This window comes from Streptomyces sp. bgisy130, assembly GCF_057708345.1.
Genome location: NZ_JBYISA010000067.1, coordinates 1 through 17,042 on the forward strand (window position 1 = coordinate 1; position 17,042 = coordinate 17,042).

General features: G+C 73.8%; 13 protein-coding genes. 10 read left to right on the plus strand and 3 right to left on the minus strand.

All coding sequences use genetic code 11. The annotated features are described in order from the left end of the window. Positions 1-171 precede the first annotated feature (171 nt). Positions 172-1,881, plus strand: a complete 1,710-nt coding sequence (locus AC3EUV_RS36920) for a proline--tRNA ligase (protein WP_432145845.1) — start codon at positions 172-174, stop codon at positions 1,879-1,881. Positions 1,882-1,983: 102 nt separating this feature from the next. Here the strand turns inward: AC3EUV_RS36920 and AC3EUV_RS36925 are convergent, their stop codons facing one another. From AC3EUV_RS36925 to AC3EUV_RS36935, 3 genes are read right to left on the minus strand one after another with little or no spacing between them, the layout of a single operon-like run. After that, positions 1,984-2,895, minus strand: a complete 912-nt coding sequence (locus AC3EUV_RS36925) for an aminoglycoside phosphotransferase family protein (protein ID WP_432145844.1) — start codon at positions 2,893-2,895, stop codon at positions 1,984-1,986. Positions 2,896-2,945: 50 nt separating this feature from the next. Beyond that, positions 2,946-3,461 carry a ferritin-like domain-containing protein gene (locus AC3EUV_RS36930; protein WP_432145843.1) on the minus strand — a complete coding sequence of 172 codons (516 nt, stop codon included), beginning with the start codon at positions 3,459-3,461 and terminating at the stop codon, positions 2,946-2,948. Between the two features lie 46 nt (positions 3,462-3,507). Beyond that, positions 3,508-4,053 carry a hypothetical protein gene (locus AC3EUV_RS36935; RefSeq protein ID WP_432145877.1) on the minus strand — a complete coding sequence of 182 codons (546 nt, stop codon included), beginning with the start codon at positions 4,051-4,053 and terminating at the stop codon, positions 3,508-3,510. Between the two features lie 160 nt (positions 4,054-4,213). On the opposite strand from AC3EUV_RS36935, the gene rimP reads away from it, so the two are divergent. From rimP to AC3EUV_RS36980, 9 genes are all read left to right on the plus strand, one after another. Then, the gene (gene rimP, locus AC3EUV_RS36940) at positions 4,214-4,756 is read left to right on the plus strand and encodes a ribosome maturation factor RimP (RefSeq protein ID WP_435604805.1); all 543 of its coding nucleotides are present in this window, start codon (positions 4,214-4,216) and stop codon (positions 4,754-4,756) included. A 2-nt stretch (positions 4,757-4,758) separates the two neighbouring features. Beyond that, the gene (gene nusA, locus AC3EUV_RS36945; RefSeq protein WP_042149517.1) at positions 4,759-5,757 is read left to right on the plus strand and encodes a transcription termination factor NusA; all 999 of its coding nucleotides are present in this window, start codon (positions 4,759-4,761) and stop codon (positions 5,755-5,757) included. 136 nt (positions 5,758-5,893) lie between these two features. Then, positions 5,894-6,181: a YlxR family protein gene (locus AC3EUV_RS36950; RefSeq protein ID WP_042149520.1), complete on the plus strand. Its 288-nt coding sequence runs from the start codon at positions 5,894-5,896 to the stop codon at positions 6,179-6,181. Between the two features lie 161 nt (positions 6,182-6,342). Further along, positions 6,343-9,459, plus strand: coding sequence for a translation initiation factor IF-2 (gene infB / locus AC3EUV_RS36955; RefSeq protein WP_432145842.1), 3,117 nt, complete (start codon positions 6,343-6,345; stop codon positions 9,457-9,459). A gap of 123 nt (positions 9,460-9,582) precedes the next feature. Further along, complete coding sequence (locus AC3EUV_RS36960) at positions 9,583-9,876, plus strand: DUF503 domain-containing protein (protein WP_085927365.1); 294 nt, start codon at positions 9,583-9,585, stop codon at positions 9,874-9,876. Between the two features lie 65 nt (positions 9,877-9,941). Then, entirely contained in the window at positions 9,942-10,397 is a 456-nt protein-coding gene (rbfA, locus tag AC3EUV_RS36965) for a 30S ribosome-binding factor RbfA (protein ID WP_393493685.1), read from the plus strand. Further along, positions 10,394-11,323 carry a tRNA pseudouridine(55) synthase TruB gene (gene truB / locus AC3EUV_RS36970; RefSeq protein WP_432145841.1) on the plus strand — a complete coding sequence of 310 codons (930 nt, stop codon included), beginning with the start codon at positions 10,394-10,396 and terminating at the stop codon, positions 11,321-11,323. The genes rbfA and truB overlap by 4 nt, the downstream gene beginning before the upstream one ends. Positions 11,324-11,657: 334 nt before the next feature. Next, positions 11,658-15,656: a hypothetical protein gene (locus AC3EUV_RS36975; RefSeq protein WP_435604806.1), complete on the plus strand. Its 3,999-nt coding sequence runs from the start codon at positions 11,658-11,660 to the stop codon at positions 15,654-15,656. A gap of 194 nt (positions 15,657-15,850) precedes the next feature. Next, positions 15,851-16,798, plus strand: coding sequence for a bifunctional riboflavin kinase/FAD synthetase (locus AC3EUV_RS36980; RefSeq protein ID WP_432145839.1), 948 nt, complete (start codon positions 15,851-15,853; stop codon positions 16,796-16,798). The last annotated feature ends 244 nt before the right edge of the window (positions 16,799-17,042 follow it).

Sequence of the window (17,042 nt, forward strand, 5' to 3'; positions counted from 1 at the left end):
ACAGCCCCGCGCAGCGGCCCCGCCCGCCGCAGGCGAAAGAACGAGGTCCCCCACGGCGGGACAGCCGAAAACGTGGGAGGAAAAGCCAAGCGCAGCGAATCGCATTTCGTGGCGCCCTACCCCTCCGGCTAACCTCCAGGGAGTCACCTTTCTTACGCAGGAGAATCTCCCATGGCCCACGCCGCACAGGTCCAGCGCATGTCCCGCTTGATGATCAAGACACTGCGTGACGACCCGGCCGACGCCGAGACCGCCAGCCACAAGCTGCTCGTCCGCGCCGGTTACGTCCGCCGCTCCTCCGCCGGCATCTGGACGTGGCTGCCGCTGGGCAAGAAGGTCCTGGAGAACGTCTCCCGCGTGGTGCGCGAGGAGATGGACGCCATCGGCGGCCAGGAGGTGCTGCTGCCGGCCCTGCTGCCCAAGGAGCCCTACGAGGCCAGCGGGCGCTGGGAGGAGTACGGCGACCTGCTCTTCCGCCTCAAGGACCGCAAGGGCGCGGACTACCTCCTCGGCCCCACCCACGAGGAGATCTTCACCCTCACGGTCAAGGACCAGTGCACGTCCTACAAGGACCTGCCGGTGATCCTCTACCAGATCCAGACCAAGTACCGCGACGAGGCCCGTCCCCGTTCCGGTGTGCTGCGCGGCCGTGAGTTCCAGATGAAGGACTCGTACAGCTTCGACACCACCGACGAGGGCCTGGAGCAGTCCTACGCGCTGCACCGCGAGGCGTACACCAAGATCTTCGAGCGGCTCGGCCTGGACTACCGCATCGTCTCCGCCGTCTCCGGCGCGATGGGGGGCTCCGCCTCCGAGGAGTTCCTGGCCCCCGCCGCGGCCGGTGAGGACACCTTCGTCGACTGCCCGGCCTGCGACTACGCCGCCAACACCGAGGCCGTCACGGTCAGGGTCGAGCCGGCCGACGGCTCCGCGCACGGTCCGGTCGAGGAGCTGGACACCCCCGACACCCCGACCATCGAGTCCCTCGCCGAGTTCCTCGGCGTACCGGCGGCCGCGACCCTCAAGAACCTCTTGATCAAGGTCGACGGCGAGATCGTCGCGGTCGGTGTCCCCGGGAACCGCGAGGTCGACCTCGGCAAGCTCGGTGAGCACCTGGCACCGGCCACCGTCGAGCTGGTCACCGCCGAGGACTTCACCGACCGCCCGGACCTGGTGCGCGGCTACGTCGGCCCGCAGGGCCTGGCCGGCAAGGCGTTCCGCTACCTCGCCGACCCGCGCGTCGCCCCCGGCACCGCCTGGGTCACCGGCGCCAACAAGGAGGGCAAGCACGCCAGGAACGTCGTCGCCGGCCGGGACTTCGAGGTCGACGAGTACCTCGACGTGGTCGTCGTCGAGCCCGGCGACCCCTGCCCGAAGTGCGGCACCGGCCTGAAGATCGACCGCGCCATCGAGATCGGCCACATCTTCCAGCTCGGCCGCAAGTACGCGGACGCCTTCGACCTCGATGTGCTCGGCCAGAACGGCAAGCCCGCCCGGGTCACCATGGGCTCGTACGGCATCGGCGTCTCCCGTGCGGTGGCCGCCCTCGCCGAGCAGACCCACGACGACAAGGGCCTGTGCTGGCCCCGCGAGATCGCGCCGGCCGATGTGCATGTCGTGGCGGCCGGCAAGGCCAAGCAGACCGAGCTCGCCCTGGAGGTCGGCGAGCAGCTCGGCGCCGCGGGCCTGCGGGTCCTCGTCGACGACCGGGCCGGTGTCTCGCCGGGTGTGAAGTTCACCGACGCCGAGCTGCTGGGCGTGCCGACCATCGTCGTCGCCGGCCGCCGCGCCGCCGAGGGCGTCGTCGAGGTCAAGGACCGCCGTACCGGCGAGCGCGAGGAGCTGACGGTCGAGGAGGCCGTCGCCCGACTCAGCGCGTAACCGGCGTACGGCGAACGGGCCGGCCAGGGGTGTGCCCCGGCCGGCCCGTTCGCCTGCGCACCAAAGGTCCCGTCCCGTGGGCGCGCACCGGCATACCGCGGCCTACAACCAGGCCGCGAACTCCAGCAGCGCTTCCCCGCGCTGACGGTCGCCCACGGCCACCTCCCGTACGCCGGTGTCCACCGCCCGGTACAGCGTCCAGTCGCGCAGCCGGTCCCGGTCCACCTCCAGGGAGTCGGCCAGTTTGGCCACCCGGCGGCGGGCCGCGGCGGCCGCGCCGGAACCGGCCAGCAGATCCTCGAACCGGTCCAGCACCAGCGCCGCCAGGTCGTACGCCCGCTCGCCGACCACCGGCGACGGGCCCACCGCCAGCCAGGGCGCCCGCGTACCGGCCAGCACCTTGCCCTGCCGGAACGTGCCGTGCAGCAGGAACCGCTCCCCGGACCCGGCCGGCAGATCGCGCCGCAGCTCCAGCGCCTGCTCCACCAGCGGCCCGGCGGCCCGGGTCAGCGCCCCGGCCGTGCGCAGCCCCTCCACGGCCTCCTCGGTACGCCCGGCCAGCGTCTCGAAGGGGTGCCCGGGGGCGGGCTCCACCCACAGCCGCCGCACCGTGCCGGCCGCCTCCAGGACGGCCTTGGCCTCCGGCAGTGAACGCAGCGACACCCCGCCCTGGAGCCGCTCCAGCAGCAGCGCACCGCTCTTGTCGTCGGACCGCAGCAGCCGCACCGCGCCCCAGCCGTCCCACATCTCCAGCGCCGCGGCCTCGTGCGCCGACACCCGCCCCGGCACCGGGAACTTCAGCGCCGCGGGCGTGCCGTCCTGCTGTCGTACGAGCGCGAGCAGACTGCTGCGGCCACCGGGCGCCTGCACCCGCTCCAGCGTCAGCTCCCAGGCCGCCAGCTGCTGCTGAACCAGCGTCGGCAGCGCCGAGAGCCACTGCCGCACCGGACTTTCCGGATCGCCGCTCAGCGAACTCACCAACCGCTGCGGCGGTTCGATGGGTGCGGTTGCCATGCGTGAGCTGTCCCTTTCCCGGTGGCGGAGACCGCGGAGCGGCCGGTCGTTCAGAGCGCGCCCGCGGCGGCGCTCGCGGTGCCGGACGGCGCGGCTTCCGCGGCCCGCTCGACGAGCCCAGGGAAGGCTACGCCGCCGCCGCGCCAGCGCACCGACCGCACCGCCGCCTCGCGCAGCGCGGCCGCCGCCTCCCGCCGCCGGACCGAGCCGCCGGCCCGTACGAGATCCGCGTACACGGCGGCCAGCCGGTCCTCCAGCTCCGCCGCCAGCCGGGCCGCGGCGGCCGCGTCCGGCACCGGGAAGGGCAGCTCGTAGGCGGCGGCCGCGGCCTGCGGGGTACCGCCCAGATCGCGCACCACGCGGCGCAGCGCGTCCCGGCGGGCGCGGTGTCCGTCGTACGCCGCCTGGGCCTCGGTGCGCCGGTCACCGGCGATCCGCCCGCCGACCACGCCGTAGCCGTACACCGCGGCATGCTCGGCGGCCAGCGCCGCCTGCACCGCCGTCAGCTCGTCGGCTCCGCTGTCGTCGTTGTCGCGCCTGCTGCCGCGCGCCGTTCCGGCCGTCATCCGCACACCCCTTCGCTGGTTCCTGCCCGGTGCCCCGCCGCGCCCGTCATCCGGCCCGCTCCGCCAGCAGATACGCGTGCACCGCACCGGCCGCCGCGACCGAGGCCAGCAGCCGGGCCAGTTCCGGGGGCGCGGCGATCAGCGCCTTGGTACGGGTATCGGCGAGCCGGCGCTCCGCGTCGGCCAGCGCCGAGCGGGCGGCCCGCTCGTCCTCGGGGACCGGGGGGCCGGACGGCCGGGCGCCGTGCGGCGAGGGACCGGACGCGGGCGCTCCGGCGTCGCGTGCCGGGCCATCGGAGGCGCCGCCACCGGGCGGGGCCGGGGCCCGTTCGTCGCCGAACGCCTCGGCGTGCCGGGCGACTTCGGAGCGCAGCGGGCGCAGCCGCGGCTCCAGCGCCGGATGCGCGGCCAGCGTCGCGTCGTAGCGCGCCAGCAGGGTCGTGCTGTCGCGGGCCGAGCGCTTGCGCAGCTTTTGGGCGGCGGAGGAGTGTTCGGCCCGGTCGGGGCCGGAGTCCTCGGAGCAGCCCGTCAGGAGGGCCGCGCCCCCGAGGGCGGCACCGGCCAGCAGGGTCCTTCTACGCGCGTACGCCACATTCGGCACGTTGCACTTCCCGGGGTCTTCCGTAGTGATCACCGCAGGCGAGAGTATCCGTGACCACCCACCGAATCGTCAGTACCCCGCCGGAACCGATAGGCTTTGACCCGACACGCGACCTACCCACAACAGCACACGCGGCCGAGGAGTCACCCGGATGAGCACCACCCAGAGCGAGAGGCTGCGCGGACTGCTTGAACCGCTCATCGCCGCGCGCGACCTGGATCTGGAAGAGATCGAGGTGACACCGGCGGGCAAGCGGCGGGTGCTGAGGATCGTGGTCGATTCCGACGAGGGCGTCCAGCTGGACGAGTGTGCCGCGCTGAGCCGCGAGGCCTCCCAGGTCCTGGACGACTCCGATGCGATGGGCGGCGCCCCCTACACCCTCGAGGTGACCTCACCCGGCGCCGACCGCCCGCTGACCGAGCTGCGGCACTACCGCCGCGCCGTCGGCCGCCTCATCAAGGCCCAACTCCACGAGGGCGGCGAGCTGGTGGCACGGATCACCGCCGTCGACGACTCCGGGCTGGACCTCGAGGTGCCGGGAGTCAAGGGCCGCAAGCCGACCGCCCGCCGGGTCTCCTTCGACGAGATCGCCAAGGCGCGCGTCGAGCTGGAATTCAGCCGTAAGCCCGACAAGACAGACAAGCGCGACGCGCAGCACGACGAGAAGATCGACGAGAACAAGGAGGAGGCGTAGCCGTGGATATCGACATGAGTGCCCTGCGGGGTCTGGTGCGGGAGAAGGAGATCTCGTTCGACCTGCTGGTCGAGGCGATCGAGTCGGCCCTCCTCATCGCCTACCACCGCACCGAAGGCAGCCGCCGGCGGGCGCGGGTGGAGCTGAACCGCAACACCGGTCATGTGACGGTGTGGGCGAAGGAGAACGCCGAGGACCTCTCGGACCTGCCGGAGGGCGAGGAGCCCCGCGAGTTCGACGACACCCCCTCCGGCTTCGGAAGGATCGCGGCGACCACCGCCAAGCAGGTCATTCTCCAGCGGCTGCGGGACGCCGAGGAGGAGATCACGTTCGGTGAGTACGCCGGACGGGAGGGCGATGTCGTCACCGGCGTCGTCCAGCAGGGCAAGGACCCCAAGAACGTCCTGGTCGACATCGGCCGGCTGGAGGCCATCCTGCCGGTGCAGGAGCAGGTCCCCGGCGAGGACTACGCGCACGGCACCCGGCTGCGTTCCTACGTCGTCCGGGTGGTCAAGGGCGTCCGCGGCCCGTCCGTGACGCTCTCGCGCACCCACCCCAATCTGGTGAAGAAGCTCTTCGCCATGGAGGTCCCGGAGATCGCGGACGGCTCGGTGGAGATCTCCGCCATCGCCCGCGAGGCCGGCCACCGCACCAAGATCGCCGTACGGTCCACCCGCTCCGGCCTGAACGCCAAGGGCGCCTGCATCGGCCCGATGGGCGGCCGGGTGCGCGCCGTGATGGCCGAGCTGCACGGCGAGAAGATCGACATCGTGGACTGGTCGGACGACCCGGCCGAGCTGGTGGCGAACGCGCTGTCGCCGGCCCGGGTCAGCAAGGTCGAGGTCGTGGACCTGGCGGCGCGCTCCGCCCGGGTCACCGTGCCCGATTACCAGCTGTCACTGGCCATCGGCAAGGAAGGGCAGAATGCCCGGCTCGCCGCCCGTCTCACGGGCTGGCGGATCGACATCCGCCCGGACACCGAGCACGCGCCGCAGGACTGAGACCGTCCGAGGCGGCCGGTCGCGCCGCGGGCCCCGAAAAATCGGTGGTGCCGCGGCGCCCGTCCGGGAATTCTGAGCAGCCGTCCGGCCTTCACCCCATCGGGGCCGGAGCGGCGCGGGGAGGTAGACTTAAGCAGTGTCTGGCCGGACGCATGCCCGCGCATGCCCTGAGCGCACCTGTCTGGGATGCCGGGAGCGAGCGGCCAAGGGCGATTTGCTGCGCATCGTGGAGATCGAGGGTGAGTGCGTCCCTGATCCTCGCGGTACGCTGCCCGGCCGGGGTGCTTACGTGCACCCGACACTGGTCTGCCTCGACCTGGCGGTTCGCCGCCGGGCGTTCAACCGGGCCTACCGGGCCCGGGGACCGTTCGACACGACGGCCTTGCGCCGGTCCGTCGAGCGTGCCGAGCAGCCCCTGCAATAACGCACAGCACGAAATGCACAGCGCACGGAAAACCGTGCGGTCAGGTACCTCGCGAGTCGGAAGTAGGTCGAGATTGCGATGAGCACTCGATGAGTACGCGATGAGTACGCCCATGAAGTAGCGACGGTCCGGTGGACAAACCCGGACCTAGAAGGAGCGAAGTGGCTAAGGTCCGGGTATACGAACTCGCCAAGGAGTTCGGCGTTGAGAGCAAGGTCGTCATGGCCAAGCTCCAAGAACTTGGTGAATTCGTCCGTTCGGCGTCCTCGACGATCGAGGCGCCGGTTGTTCGCAAGTTGACCGACGCTTTCCAGGCAGGCAGCGGCAATGGCCGCGCCGCCGGTAAGCCCGCGGCACCGCGCAAGTCGGCCCCCGCGAAGCCGTCCGCGCCCTCTCCGGCGCAGGCGGCCCGTCCGGCTGCCCCGAAGCCGGGCGCCCCCAAGCCGGGCCCCGCGGCTCCGGCAGCCCCCGAGGCACCGAAGGCCCCCGAGGCCCCGGTGGCTCCCAAGAGCACCCCCGCCGCCGGCCCCACCCCGGGCCCGCGCCCCACGCCGGCCCCGAAGGCTCCGGCGCCCAAGCCCGCTGCGGCCGCCCCCGCGCAGCCCGAGTTCCAGGCTCCGCCGTCCGCGCCGGCCGCTCCCGCCGCTCCGGCCGCCGGCCAGTCGGCTCCCCGTCCCGGTGCCCCCGCCCCGCGTCCGGCCCGTCCGGCGCCCGGCCAGGGTGGTCAGGGCGGCCAGGGCCGCGGTAACGCGCCGCGTCCCGGTGGCGAGCGTCCGGGCCCACGTCCCGGCGGCCGTCCGTCCGGCCCCCGTCCGGGCAACAACCCCTTCACGTCCGGTGGCTCCACGGGCATGGCCCGTCCGCAGGCCCCCCGTCCCGGTGGCGCCCCGCGTCCCGGCGGCCAGGGTGGCCCCGGCGGTCCCCGTCCGCAGGGCGGCGGCCAGGGTGGTCCCCGTCCCCAGGGCGGTCAGGGCGGCGCGCGTCCCACCCCCGGTGGTATGCCCCGTCCGCAGGGTGCGGCCCCCGGTGGCGCCCCGCGTCCCGGTGGTGGCGGCGGTAACCGCCCGAACCCGGGCATGATGCCGCAGCGTCCCGCTGCCGGCCCGCGTCCGGGCCCCGGCGGCGGCGGTGGCCGTGGTCCCGGCGGCGCCGGTCGTCCGGGTGGCGGCGGCGGTCGTCCCGGTGGTGGCGGCGGCTTCGCCGGCCGTCCCGGTGGTGGCGGCGGCGGTCGTCCGGGTGGCGGCGGCGGTTTCGCCGGTCGTCCCGGTGGCGGCGGTCCCGGTGGTGGCGGCGGCTTCGGCGGTCGTCCCGGCTTCGGTGGCCGTCCCGGCGGTCCCGGTGGCCGTGGTGGCACGCAGGGTGCGTTCGGCCGTCCCGGCGGTCCGGCGCGCCGTGGCCGCAAGTCGAAGCGGCAGAGGCGTCAGGAGTACGAGGCCATGCAGGCCCCGTCGGTGGGCGGCATCATGCTGCCGCGCGGCAACGGCGCGACGGTTCGCCTGTCGCGTGGTGCCTCGCTGACGGACTTCGCCGAGAAGATCAACGCCAACCCGGCCTCGCTGGTCCAGGTCATGCTGAACCTGGGCGAGATGGTCACCGCGACCCAGTCGGTCTCCGACGAGACGCTCCAGCTGCTCGCCGAAGAGATGAACTACGTCGTCGAGATCGTCAGCCCGGAGGAGGAGGACCGCGAGCTGCTCGAGTCCTTCGACATCGACTTCGGTGAGAACGAGGGCGGCGAGGACATGCTCGTCGCGCGTCCGCCGGTGGTGACCGTCATGGGTCACGTCGACCACGGTAAGACCCGGCTGCTCGACGCGATCCGCAAGACGAACGTCATCGCGGGCGAGGCCGGCGGCATCACCCAGCACATCGGTGCCTACCAGGTCGCGACCGAGGTCAACGACGAAGAGCGGCGCATCACCTTCATCGACACCCCCGGTCACGAGGCGTTCACCGCCATGCGTGCCCGTGGTGCCAAGTCGACCGACATCGCGATCCTCGTGGTGGCGGCCAACGACGGTGTCATGCCGCAGACGATCGAGGCCCTGAACCACGCCAAGGCGGCCGACGTGCCGATCGTGGTCGCGGTCAACAAGATCGATGTCGAGGGCGCCGACCCGACCAAGGTGCGCGGCCAGCTCACCGAGTTCGGTCTGGTGGCCGAGGAGTACGGCGGCGACACCATGTTCGTCGACATCTCCGCCCGTGAGGGCCAGAACATCGAGCAGCTGCTCGAGGCCGTGGTCCTGACCGCGGACGCCTCGCTCGACCTGCGCGCCAACGCGGAGCAGGACGCGCAGGGCATCGCGATCGAGGCCCACCTCGACCGTGGCCGCGGCGCCGTGGCGACCGTCCTGGTCCAGCGCGGCACGCTGCGCGTCGGCGAGACGATGGTCGTCGGCGACGCGTACGGCCGGGTCCGTGCGATGTTCGACGACAAGGGCAACAACGTCGAGGAAGCGGGTCCGTCGACCCCCGTTCTGGTCCTGGGTCTGACCAACGTCCCGGGCGCCGGCGACAACTTCCTGGTCGTCGACGAGGACCGTACGGCCCGTCAGATCGCCGAGAAGCGCGCCGCCCGCGAGCGGAACGCCGCCTTCGCCAAGCGCACCCGCCGGGTGTCCCTCGAGGACCTGGACAAGGTGCTCAAGGCCGGCGAGGTCCAGCAGCTCAACCTCATCATCAAGGGTGACGCTTCTGGTTCCGTCGAGGCCCTGGAGTCCTCGCTGCTCCAGCTCGACGTCGGCGAAGAGGTCGACATCCGGGTGCTGCACCGCGGCGTCGGTGCGGTCACGGAGACCGACATCAACCTGGCGTCCGGCTCCGACGCGATCGTCATCGGCTTCAACGTGCGCGCCGAAGGCCGTGCGACGCAGATGGCCGAGCGCGAGGGCGTCGACGTCCGGTACTACTCGGTCATCTACCAGGCGATCGAGGAGATCGAGGCGGCCCTCAAGGGCATGCTCAAGCCGGAGTACGAGGAGGTCGAGCTCGGTACCGCGGAGATCCGCGAGATCTTCCGCTCGTCCAAGCTCGGCAACATCGCGGGTGTGCTCATCCGCTCCGGCGAGGTCAAGCGCAACACCAAGGCGCGCCTCATCCGCGACGGCAAGGTGGTCGCGGAGGACCTCAACATCCAGGGTCTGCGCCGCTTCAAGGACGACGTCACCGAGATCCGCGAAGGCTTCGAGGGCGGTATCAACCTCGGAAACTTCAACGACATCAAGATCGACGACGTCATCGCGACGTACGAGATGCGCGAGAAGCCGCGCGGCTGATCACGCGGTGCTCGGCCGGGGCCGGTCGGCGGGAAATTTCCGTCGATCGGCCCCGGCCGTTCCGTGTACGGTTCGAAAAGACCAGGATTCCCAAGGCCCCACGGGTGGCTTGACCCGTCTTGCATGTACGTAGGGACGCTGTCCTTCGACCTGCTTCTCGGCGACGTACGGTCGCTGAAGGAGAAGCGCTCCGTCGTCCGCCCGATCGTCGCCGAGCTGCACCGCAAATTCGCGGTGAGCGTCGCGGAGGTCGGGGACCAGGATCTGCACCGCAGGGCCACCATCGGCCTGGCGGTGGTCTCCGGGGACACGGGGCATCTCACCGAAGTCATGGACCGCTGCGAGCGACTGGTCGCCGCACGGCCCGAAGTGGAGCTGCTGTCGGTACGCCGGCGGCTGCACGGCGACGACGACTGACCTGATGGCCAGGCGTCCCGTCGCCGGCGGAAGCACAATTGTGGAAGAACGAAGGAGACGGACCAGTGGCCGACAATGCGCGGGCGAAGAAGCTGGCGGACCTCATCCGGGAGGTGGTCGCCCAGAAGCTACAGCGCGGTATCAAGGACCCGCGGCTCGGTTCGCATGTGACCATCACGGACACCCGGGTCACCGGCGACCTGCGGGAGGCTACGGTCTTCTACACGGTCTACGGGGACGACGAGGACCGCGCCAGCGCCGCCGCCGGACTGGAGAGCGCCAAGGGCGTCCTGCGCTCCGCGGTCGGTGCGGCGGCCGGCACGAAGTTCACGCCGACCCTGGCGTTCGTCGCGGACGCCCTGCCGGAGAACGCCAAGACCATCGAGGACCTGCTCGACAAGGCACGGGCCTCGGACGCCCAGGTGCGTGAGGTCTCCTCGGGCGCGCAGTACGCCGGTGAGGCCGATCCGTACCGCAAGCCGGGCGAGGACGAGGACGACGAGGGCACCGCGGCAGAATGAAGCGTGAGAGCAACAAGCCGGGCGGTCTTGTCATCGTCGACAAGCCGTCCGGCTTCACTTCGCACGACGTGGTCGCGAAGATGCGCGGGATGGCGCGTACCCGCAGGGTCGGGCACGCCGGCACGCTCGACCCGATGGCCACGGGCGTCCTCGTCCTGGGCCTCGAGCGGGCCACCAAGCTGCTGGGCCATCTCGCGCTGACGGAGAAGGAGTACGTCGGCACGATCCGGCTCGGCCAAACCACCGTCACCGATGACGCCGAGGGCGAGATCACCGAGTCGAAGCCGGCGCACGGCCTCGCCCGCGAGGACATCGACGCGGGCGTCGCGGAGCTGTCCGGCGCGATCATGCAGGTGCCGTCCAAGGTCAGCGCCATCAAGATCAACGGCAAGCGCTCGTACTCGCGCGTCCGCGACGGCGAGGAGGTGGAGATCCCGGCCCGCCCGGTGACCGTCTCCTCGTTCGTGGTGCATTCCGCGCACGAGACCGAGGCCGAGGACGGCACCCCGGTGACCGACCTGCTGGTCTCCGTCGAGTGCTCGTCCGGTACGTACATCCGCGCGCTGGCCCGCGACCTGGGGGCCGGGCTCGGGGTCGGCGGCCATCTGACCGCGCTGCGCCGCACCCGCGTCGGCCCGTACAAGCTGGACCGGGCGCGCACGCTCGAACAGCTCCAGGCGGCGGTGGACGACGCCGAGGGCGGGGGCCTGCCGGTCATGCCGCTCGGCGACGCGGCCGCCGCGGCGTTCACCCGCTGGGATGTCGCCGAACCGCAGGCGCGGCTGCTGGTCAACGGTGCGCGGATCCCGATGCCGCGCTTCGAGGGCGACGGCCCGGTCGCGGCCTTCGGGCCGGACGGCACGTTCCTGGCACTGGTGGAGAACCAGGGCGGGAAGGCCAAGAGCCTGGCGGTGTTCGCCCTTTAGCGGCGGGTAGTGGCCTGATACCGGGGCCGGGTCCGGGCGTGGAGACGCGCTCCGGGCCCGGCCTTCCGCATGTCCGCCTACGGGGCGCCGGCCGCCATCCGGCGGCGCCGAGGGCAGGTGGGCTGCCCGTACCGGTGCCGTCACCGCCGTGCGCCACCCTCCGACTCCCCTCCTGAATGCCCCTCCGCTCCGACAGGTTCCGGCCATTCACTCATTCGGTGAGGCGCTCGGAGCGAATCAAGGAGTGGACGGGGGCGCGTTGGCAGGCTGCCCTCCCGCGGCGATCACCGCCTGCTTACCGTGCGGAGGACGGGACAGGGCGAGAGGACCGACGATGGCGTTGCTGGATGCCGATGCGGACGCGGCACTGGTGCGGATCCGCGATCTGGCAGGTCGGACGCGGGGTACGGGCTTCCTCGCGGACCACGACGGCACCGTGGTCACCAGCCACCAAGCGGTGGACGGTGCGGCACAGCTGGTGCTGCAACCCATGGCGGACGGCGCGGGCGGGGGTGCGGCCGGGGGCGGCGGATGGACCTGCCTGGTGGCGGCCGAGGCGATCACGCCCCTTCCGGAGGCCGGGCTCGCCCTCGTACGGACCGACAGCTTCGGGCCGCACCGGCTCGCGCCGCTGCCCCTCGCCACCCGCCGCCCGGCCCCGGACACCCGCGCCCGGCTCTGGGCGGGCGGCTGGCTGGACGGCACGGTCGTCGGGCCCGGCTCCGGGGTGATGTACACGGCCGCCGCGCGCGTCCATCTGCTCGACGAAACGCTGGAACTCGGCCTCTGCGCGGGCGGCCGGGAGGCGCTGCGGCTGGGCGGTCCCGCGATCGGCGGGCCGGTGCTGGACGCCCGGACGGGTGTGGTGCTCGCGGTCCTCGGCACCGCGCTGCATCCCCAGGCCCCGGGCGGTTTCCGGACGGGCCGGATGCCCGGGCGCCGGGCGGGCGGCTTCGCGATTCCGCTGCGCGCGGTCGCCGAGGCCGCGCCACGAGGCCCGCTCGCCGCCCTGCTGGAGCGCAACGCACGGACCGTCCCGGCGTACGGCAGCGAGCTCAACCCGGCCGGCGCACGGCATCTCGCCGAAGTGGCACTGAGCTCCGCCGCGCGGCCCCGACCGTGGCGCGAGCCGGTCGAACGGCCGGACGTGGCAGCGGAGTTCACCCGCTTCGGGGCGGACGACGGGGCGGCGGGCGCACGGGTGCTGGCCCTGGTGGGGGAGCCCGGGACCGGGCGGAGCACCGAGCTGGCCGGGCTGGCCGCCCGCCGCGCCCAGGGCCCCGCGCCCGCCCCGACCGTCTGGCTGCGCGGTGCGGAGCTGCGGTCCGACGACGACGGCGTCCGCAGCGCGGTCGAGCGTGCGCTGCGCTCCGCGGGCCGGACCGTCGCCGCCACGGACCGTACGGCCGGGGACCCGGCGGACACCACGGCGCAGGGCGTGGCCCGCGCGGCGGCCGCGGCCGGGAGTCCGCTGCTCGTCCTGCTCGACGGGCCGGAGGAGATGCCGACGGGCCTGCTGCGGCGGCTGGCCGAGTGGACCGGGGCGACGGCCGACTGGCTGGGGACGGCCGGGGTGCGGCTGGTGATCGCCTGCCGCCCCGAGTACTGGGAGCGGGCCGGTGCGCTCTTCCCGCCCGGTCTGCTCTACCGGCCGCACCGCCCGCTGCCCGCGCTGCCCGCCTGCGTGGCGCTCGGCGACCTCCCCCAGGAGGCCGCGGAGCGCGCCCGCGCCCGCTACGGCCTGCCGTCCGGCGCACCGGCCGCGCCGGACGCCCGCCATCCGCTGGCCCTGCGGCTGCTCGCGGAGGTCCGGGCGGCGCTCCCCGAGGGGGACGCGGCCGGGCGGGACGGCGGCATCGGCTCCCCGGACCGCCACCAGATCTTCGACGCCTACCTGGACCTGATGTGCCTGCGCATCGCCGTACGGATCGCGGCCGCGCACCGGCCCGCACTGCGCGGCACCGCCGTACGCCGGCTGGCCGCCCAGGTCGCCGGCCAGGTGCACGAGGCGGCCCGCCGCTGTCTCGGCCCCGGCCCCGGAGCGCTGGACCGTATGTCCTTCGAGGAGGTCTTTCCGCGGGCGGCCGGCTGGGCCTCCGCGGTGCTCACCGAGGGCCTGCTGGTCCCGGCCGGCCCCCGATACCGCTTCGCGCACGAGGAGTTCGCGGAGTGGCTCCAGGGCGCCCATGTCGATCTCGATCTGCTGCCCGTCCCCGGACACCGCGTCGGACCGGTCGTCCAGGCGCTGCTGCGGCTCGCCGGCCGCGAGGGCTCGGTACAACTGACGTTCCGGCTGGCGGAGTTGGTGCCGATGGCCACCGCCCCCGCCGCCGGAACACCGGCCCCGCACGCCGTGGACGGCCGCTGGTGGGCCGCGCGGGTGCTGTCCGGGGTGCTGCTCCGGGTCCCCGATGCGAGGCCGTACACGGGCGTGCTGCGGCTGCTCGCCGACCGCATCACCGAACGGGCCCTCCGGACGGGCGGCTTCGCGCACACCGGACTGGAGACCTTCGGCCCGTGGTTCTGGGAGCGGCTGGCGCTGGCGGACGAGGACCGGATGGATCTGCTGCGCCGCCTTCTGCCGGCGGACGGGCCGCCGGGTGGGGCGGGGCGGGGCGGACCGGGAGGTGGTACGGGGCGTGCGACGTTGGGGACGCAGCGGGGGCGGGGGCGGTCGTCGGCGTCGGGGGCTGTTGCCGCTTCCGTGGGCGCGTCCGCGTCCGCTTCCGGAGCGTCGGCCGGCTTGTGGTCGTCCCCTCTGGCGTCGTCCGGCCCGTCGTCGGGCGAGCCGCAGCCGTCCGTCGAGGGGCCGGCCCCCGGCCTGCCGTCCGACGACGGGCCGCCTCCCAGCCGTGCTTTCGCCCCGCCCCCGCGCGTACGCGTCCACCCCACGGACGACGCGTCCGCCGGCCCGTGGGACGGCGAGACCCCGCCGGGCAGGACGCACCCGGCCGGAGCGCCCCGCCCCGCCTCCGGGACGGGCCCGGGTGACGGGTCGCCCGACGGGGCCGTCGGAGCGGGCGGGGCCGGTGCACCGCGCTCGTCGCGCTTTCTCGACGCCGCGGCCGAGCTGCTGTGCGCGGACCCGGAGGGGATGCAGCCGCTGCTGTGCGCCTGGTTCGACGACACCCGCCCGCTTCAGCGCCTCGGCGGCGAGGAGGGCCACGGCCCGGCCCGCCGCGCGCTGCCCCCGGAGATCACCGTGGCCGCCGCCGCGCAGGCCCTGCTGCACACCCACCGGCGGCCGGCGCTCGACGCGCTCACGGACGCGCTGGTGGAGGCGGCGCACCCCAAGGGCGACGAGCTGATGGACGCGCTCGCCGAGGACGAACCGGCGGCGGTGTGCCGGGCCGTGGACCGCTGGGCCCACGACACCCGCCCTGAGCGCCGGGCCGCTGCCGCGTCCTACGGCCTGCGGGCCGCCCCGTACGTCACCGCCGCGGCCGACCGAGCCCTGCTGCGCTATGCCGCCCTCTGCCTGCTCGCCCGGACCGTGGACAGCGCCCACCACGGCTCCGCGCTCGCCCTGCTCGTCGGCGACCCGGCCACCCGGGACCGCTTCCTGGACCGGGCGCTGGCCCGCTTCGTGGCGGGGGATCCGCAACTGCCGCCCACGGCGTTCCGGGCCGCCCTCACCGACCATCCGGGGCCGGTGCTGGACGCCTTCCGGGCCCGGCTGGTCGGTGGCGCCGGTCCGCCGGTGGCCGCCGGGCTGCTGCGGATGCTCGCCCGCACCGAGGAACCGGCGCTCGCCGGCCGTATCGACGGCCTGGTGCGCGACTGTGCCCGGCACTGCCCGGACCGGGCCGCGCACTCGGTCGCGGAGTTCGTCGAGTGCCGCCTGGAGCGCGGACCGGCCGCCCGCGCGGCGCTCCGCCCGCTCGCCGCCGAGCTGCTGACCGGATATCCGGTACCGGTCCGGTGTGCGCTCGCCGCGGTGGTGGCCGAGGCCGGGTCCGGCGACTCGGCCCCGTTGCGCCGTGAGCTGCTGGAGGTGCTGCTGGCGCAGGAGGCGTCGTACGCGGCGCCGCACGGCGGTTACGACGAGACCGGCCCGGATACCCGGGTGCTGGAGGCGCTGCTCCAGACGGCCGCCGAGGGAGCGGAGCGGCGGCCGGCCGAGCGCACCCGGGAGCTGGTGCACCGCACCGGGACGCTGCTGGTCCGTACGCCCGAGGGGGCGGCCCGCTTCGACCGGCGGCTGGTGGAGCTGGGGCGGCGGGTGCCCGGTTTCGCGCGGCGGGTGCAGGACTGGGTGGCGGACGAGCCGGGGGAGTGGGCGGCGGTGGTGGGGCCCGGGGCCCGGGCCACGCTCGCCGGATGCCACAGCTGACCGGCGGGCGAGCGGGCCGGACAGGTGCTCCGGCCCGTGCGGCGGCCCCGCCTCGTGCCCGCGGTCCCGGCGGCGGACGGTTGCGCTGAGCCACCCTTCGCGTGGAGCACCACCCGCGGCATGGCAGTCTTAGACCTGCGCCATGCCGACGTGGCGCAATGGACGGACAAGGGTTCGGGCGAGGAGCGGGCACAGTGCAGCGCTGGCGTGGCTTGGAGGACATCCCCGAGGGCTGGGGGCGCAGCGTCGTCACCATCGGCTCGTACGACGGAGTGCACCGCGGCCACCAATTGATCATCGGCAAGGCCGTCGCGCGCGCCCGCGAGCTGGGGGTTCCCGCGGTGGTCGTCACCTTCGACCCGCACCCGAGCGAGGTCGTACGGCCCGGCACCCACCCGCCGCTGCTGGCACCGCACCACCGGCGCGCGGAGCTGATGGCCGGGCTGGGGGTGGACGCGGTGCTGGTCCTCCCGTTCACCAAGGAGTTCTCGAAGCTGTCCCCGGCCGACTTCGTGGTCAAGGTGCTGGTCGACAAGCTGCACGCGCAGGTCGTCGTCGAGGGCCCCAACTTCCGCTTCGGGCACAAGGCGACCGGCAACGTCGAGACCCTGGCCGAGCTCGGGATCACCTACGACTACACCGTCGAGGTCATCGACCTCTACGAGCGCGGTGCGGCGGGCGGCGGCGAGCCGTTCTCCTCCACGCTCACCCGCCGGCTGGTGGCCGAGGGCGAGGTGGCCGGTGCGATGGAGGTCCTCGGACGGCCGCACCGCGTCGAGGGCGTCGTCGTACGCGGTGCCCAGCGCGGCCGCGAACTGGGCTTCCCCACGGCCAATGTGGAGACCCTGCCGCACACCGCGATCCCGGCCGACGGTGTCTACGCGGGCCTGCTCCAGGTGGAGGGCGAGGCGATGCCGGCGGCCATCTCGGTCGGCACCAACCCACAGTTCGACGGCAAGACACGCACCGTCGAGGCCTACGCCATCGACCGTGTCGGCCTGGACCTGTACGGCCTGCACGTCGGAGTGGACTTCCTCGCCTACATCCGCGGCCAGGAAAAGTTCGACACACTCGACGCCCTGCTGGAGCGGATGGCGGTCGACGTGAAGCTGGCGCGGGGGTTGGTCGCGGCGGCGGGGTGAGCCGGGGGCTTCCGCCCTGGCTTCCCCCACCCCCCCCGCTGGTTTTTTCCCCGCCGCCCACCCCCCTTCGGGGGGTGGGCGGGTGTAGAGGTGAGGCGAGCTGCGGCAGGCCCGGAGCGGGCGGACGCAGAGATGCAGCATCCCTGGCGTGAACCGAGGCAGCGGCTCAGCCGCATTGAGGGATGCGGATCCAGCGGTCCAGCTACCCCAACTCGGCTGATTTCAGGTGGAGTTCGGCCGGAAC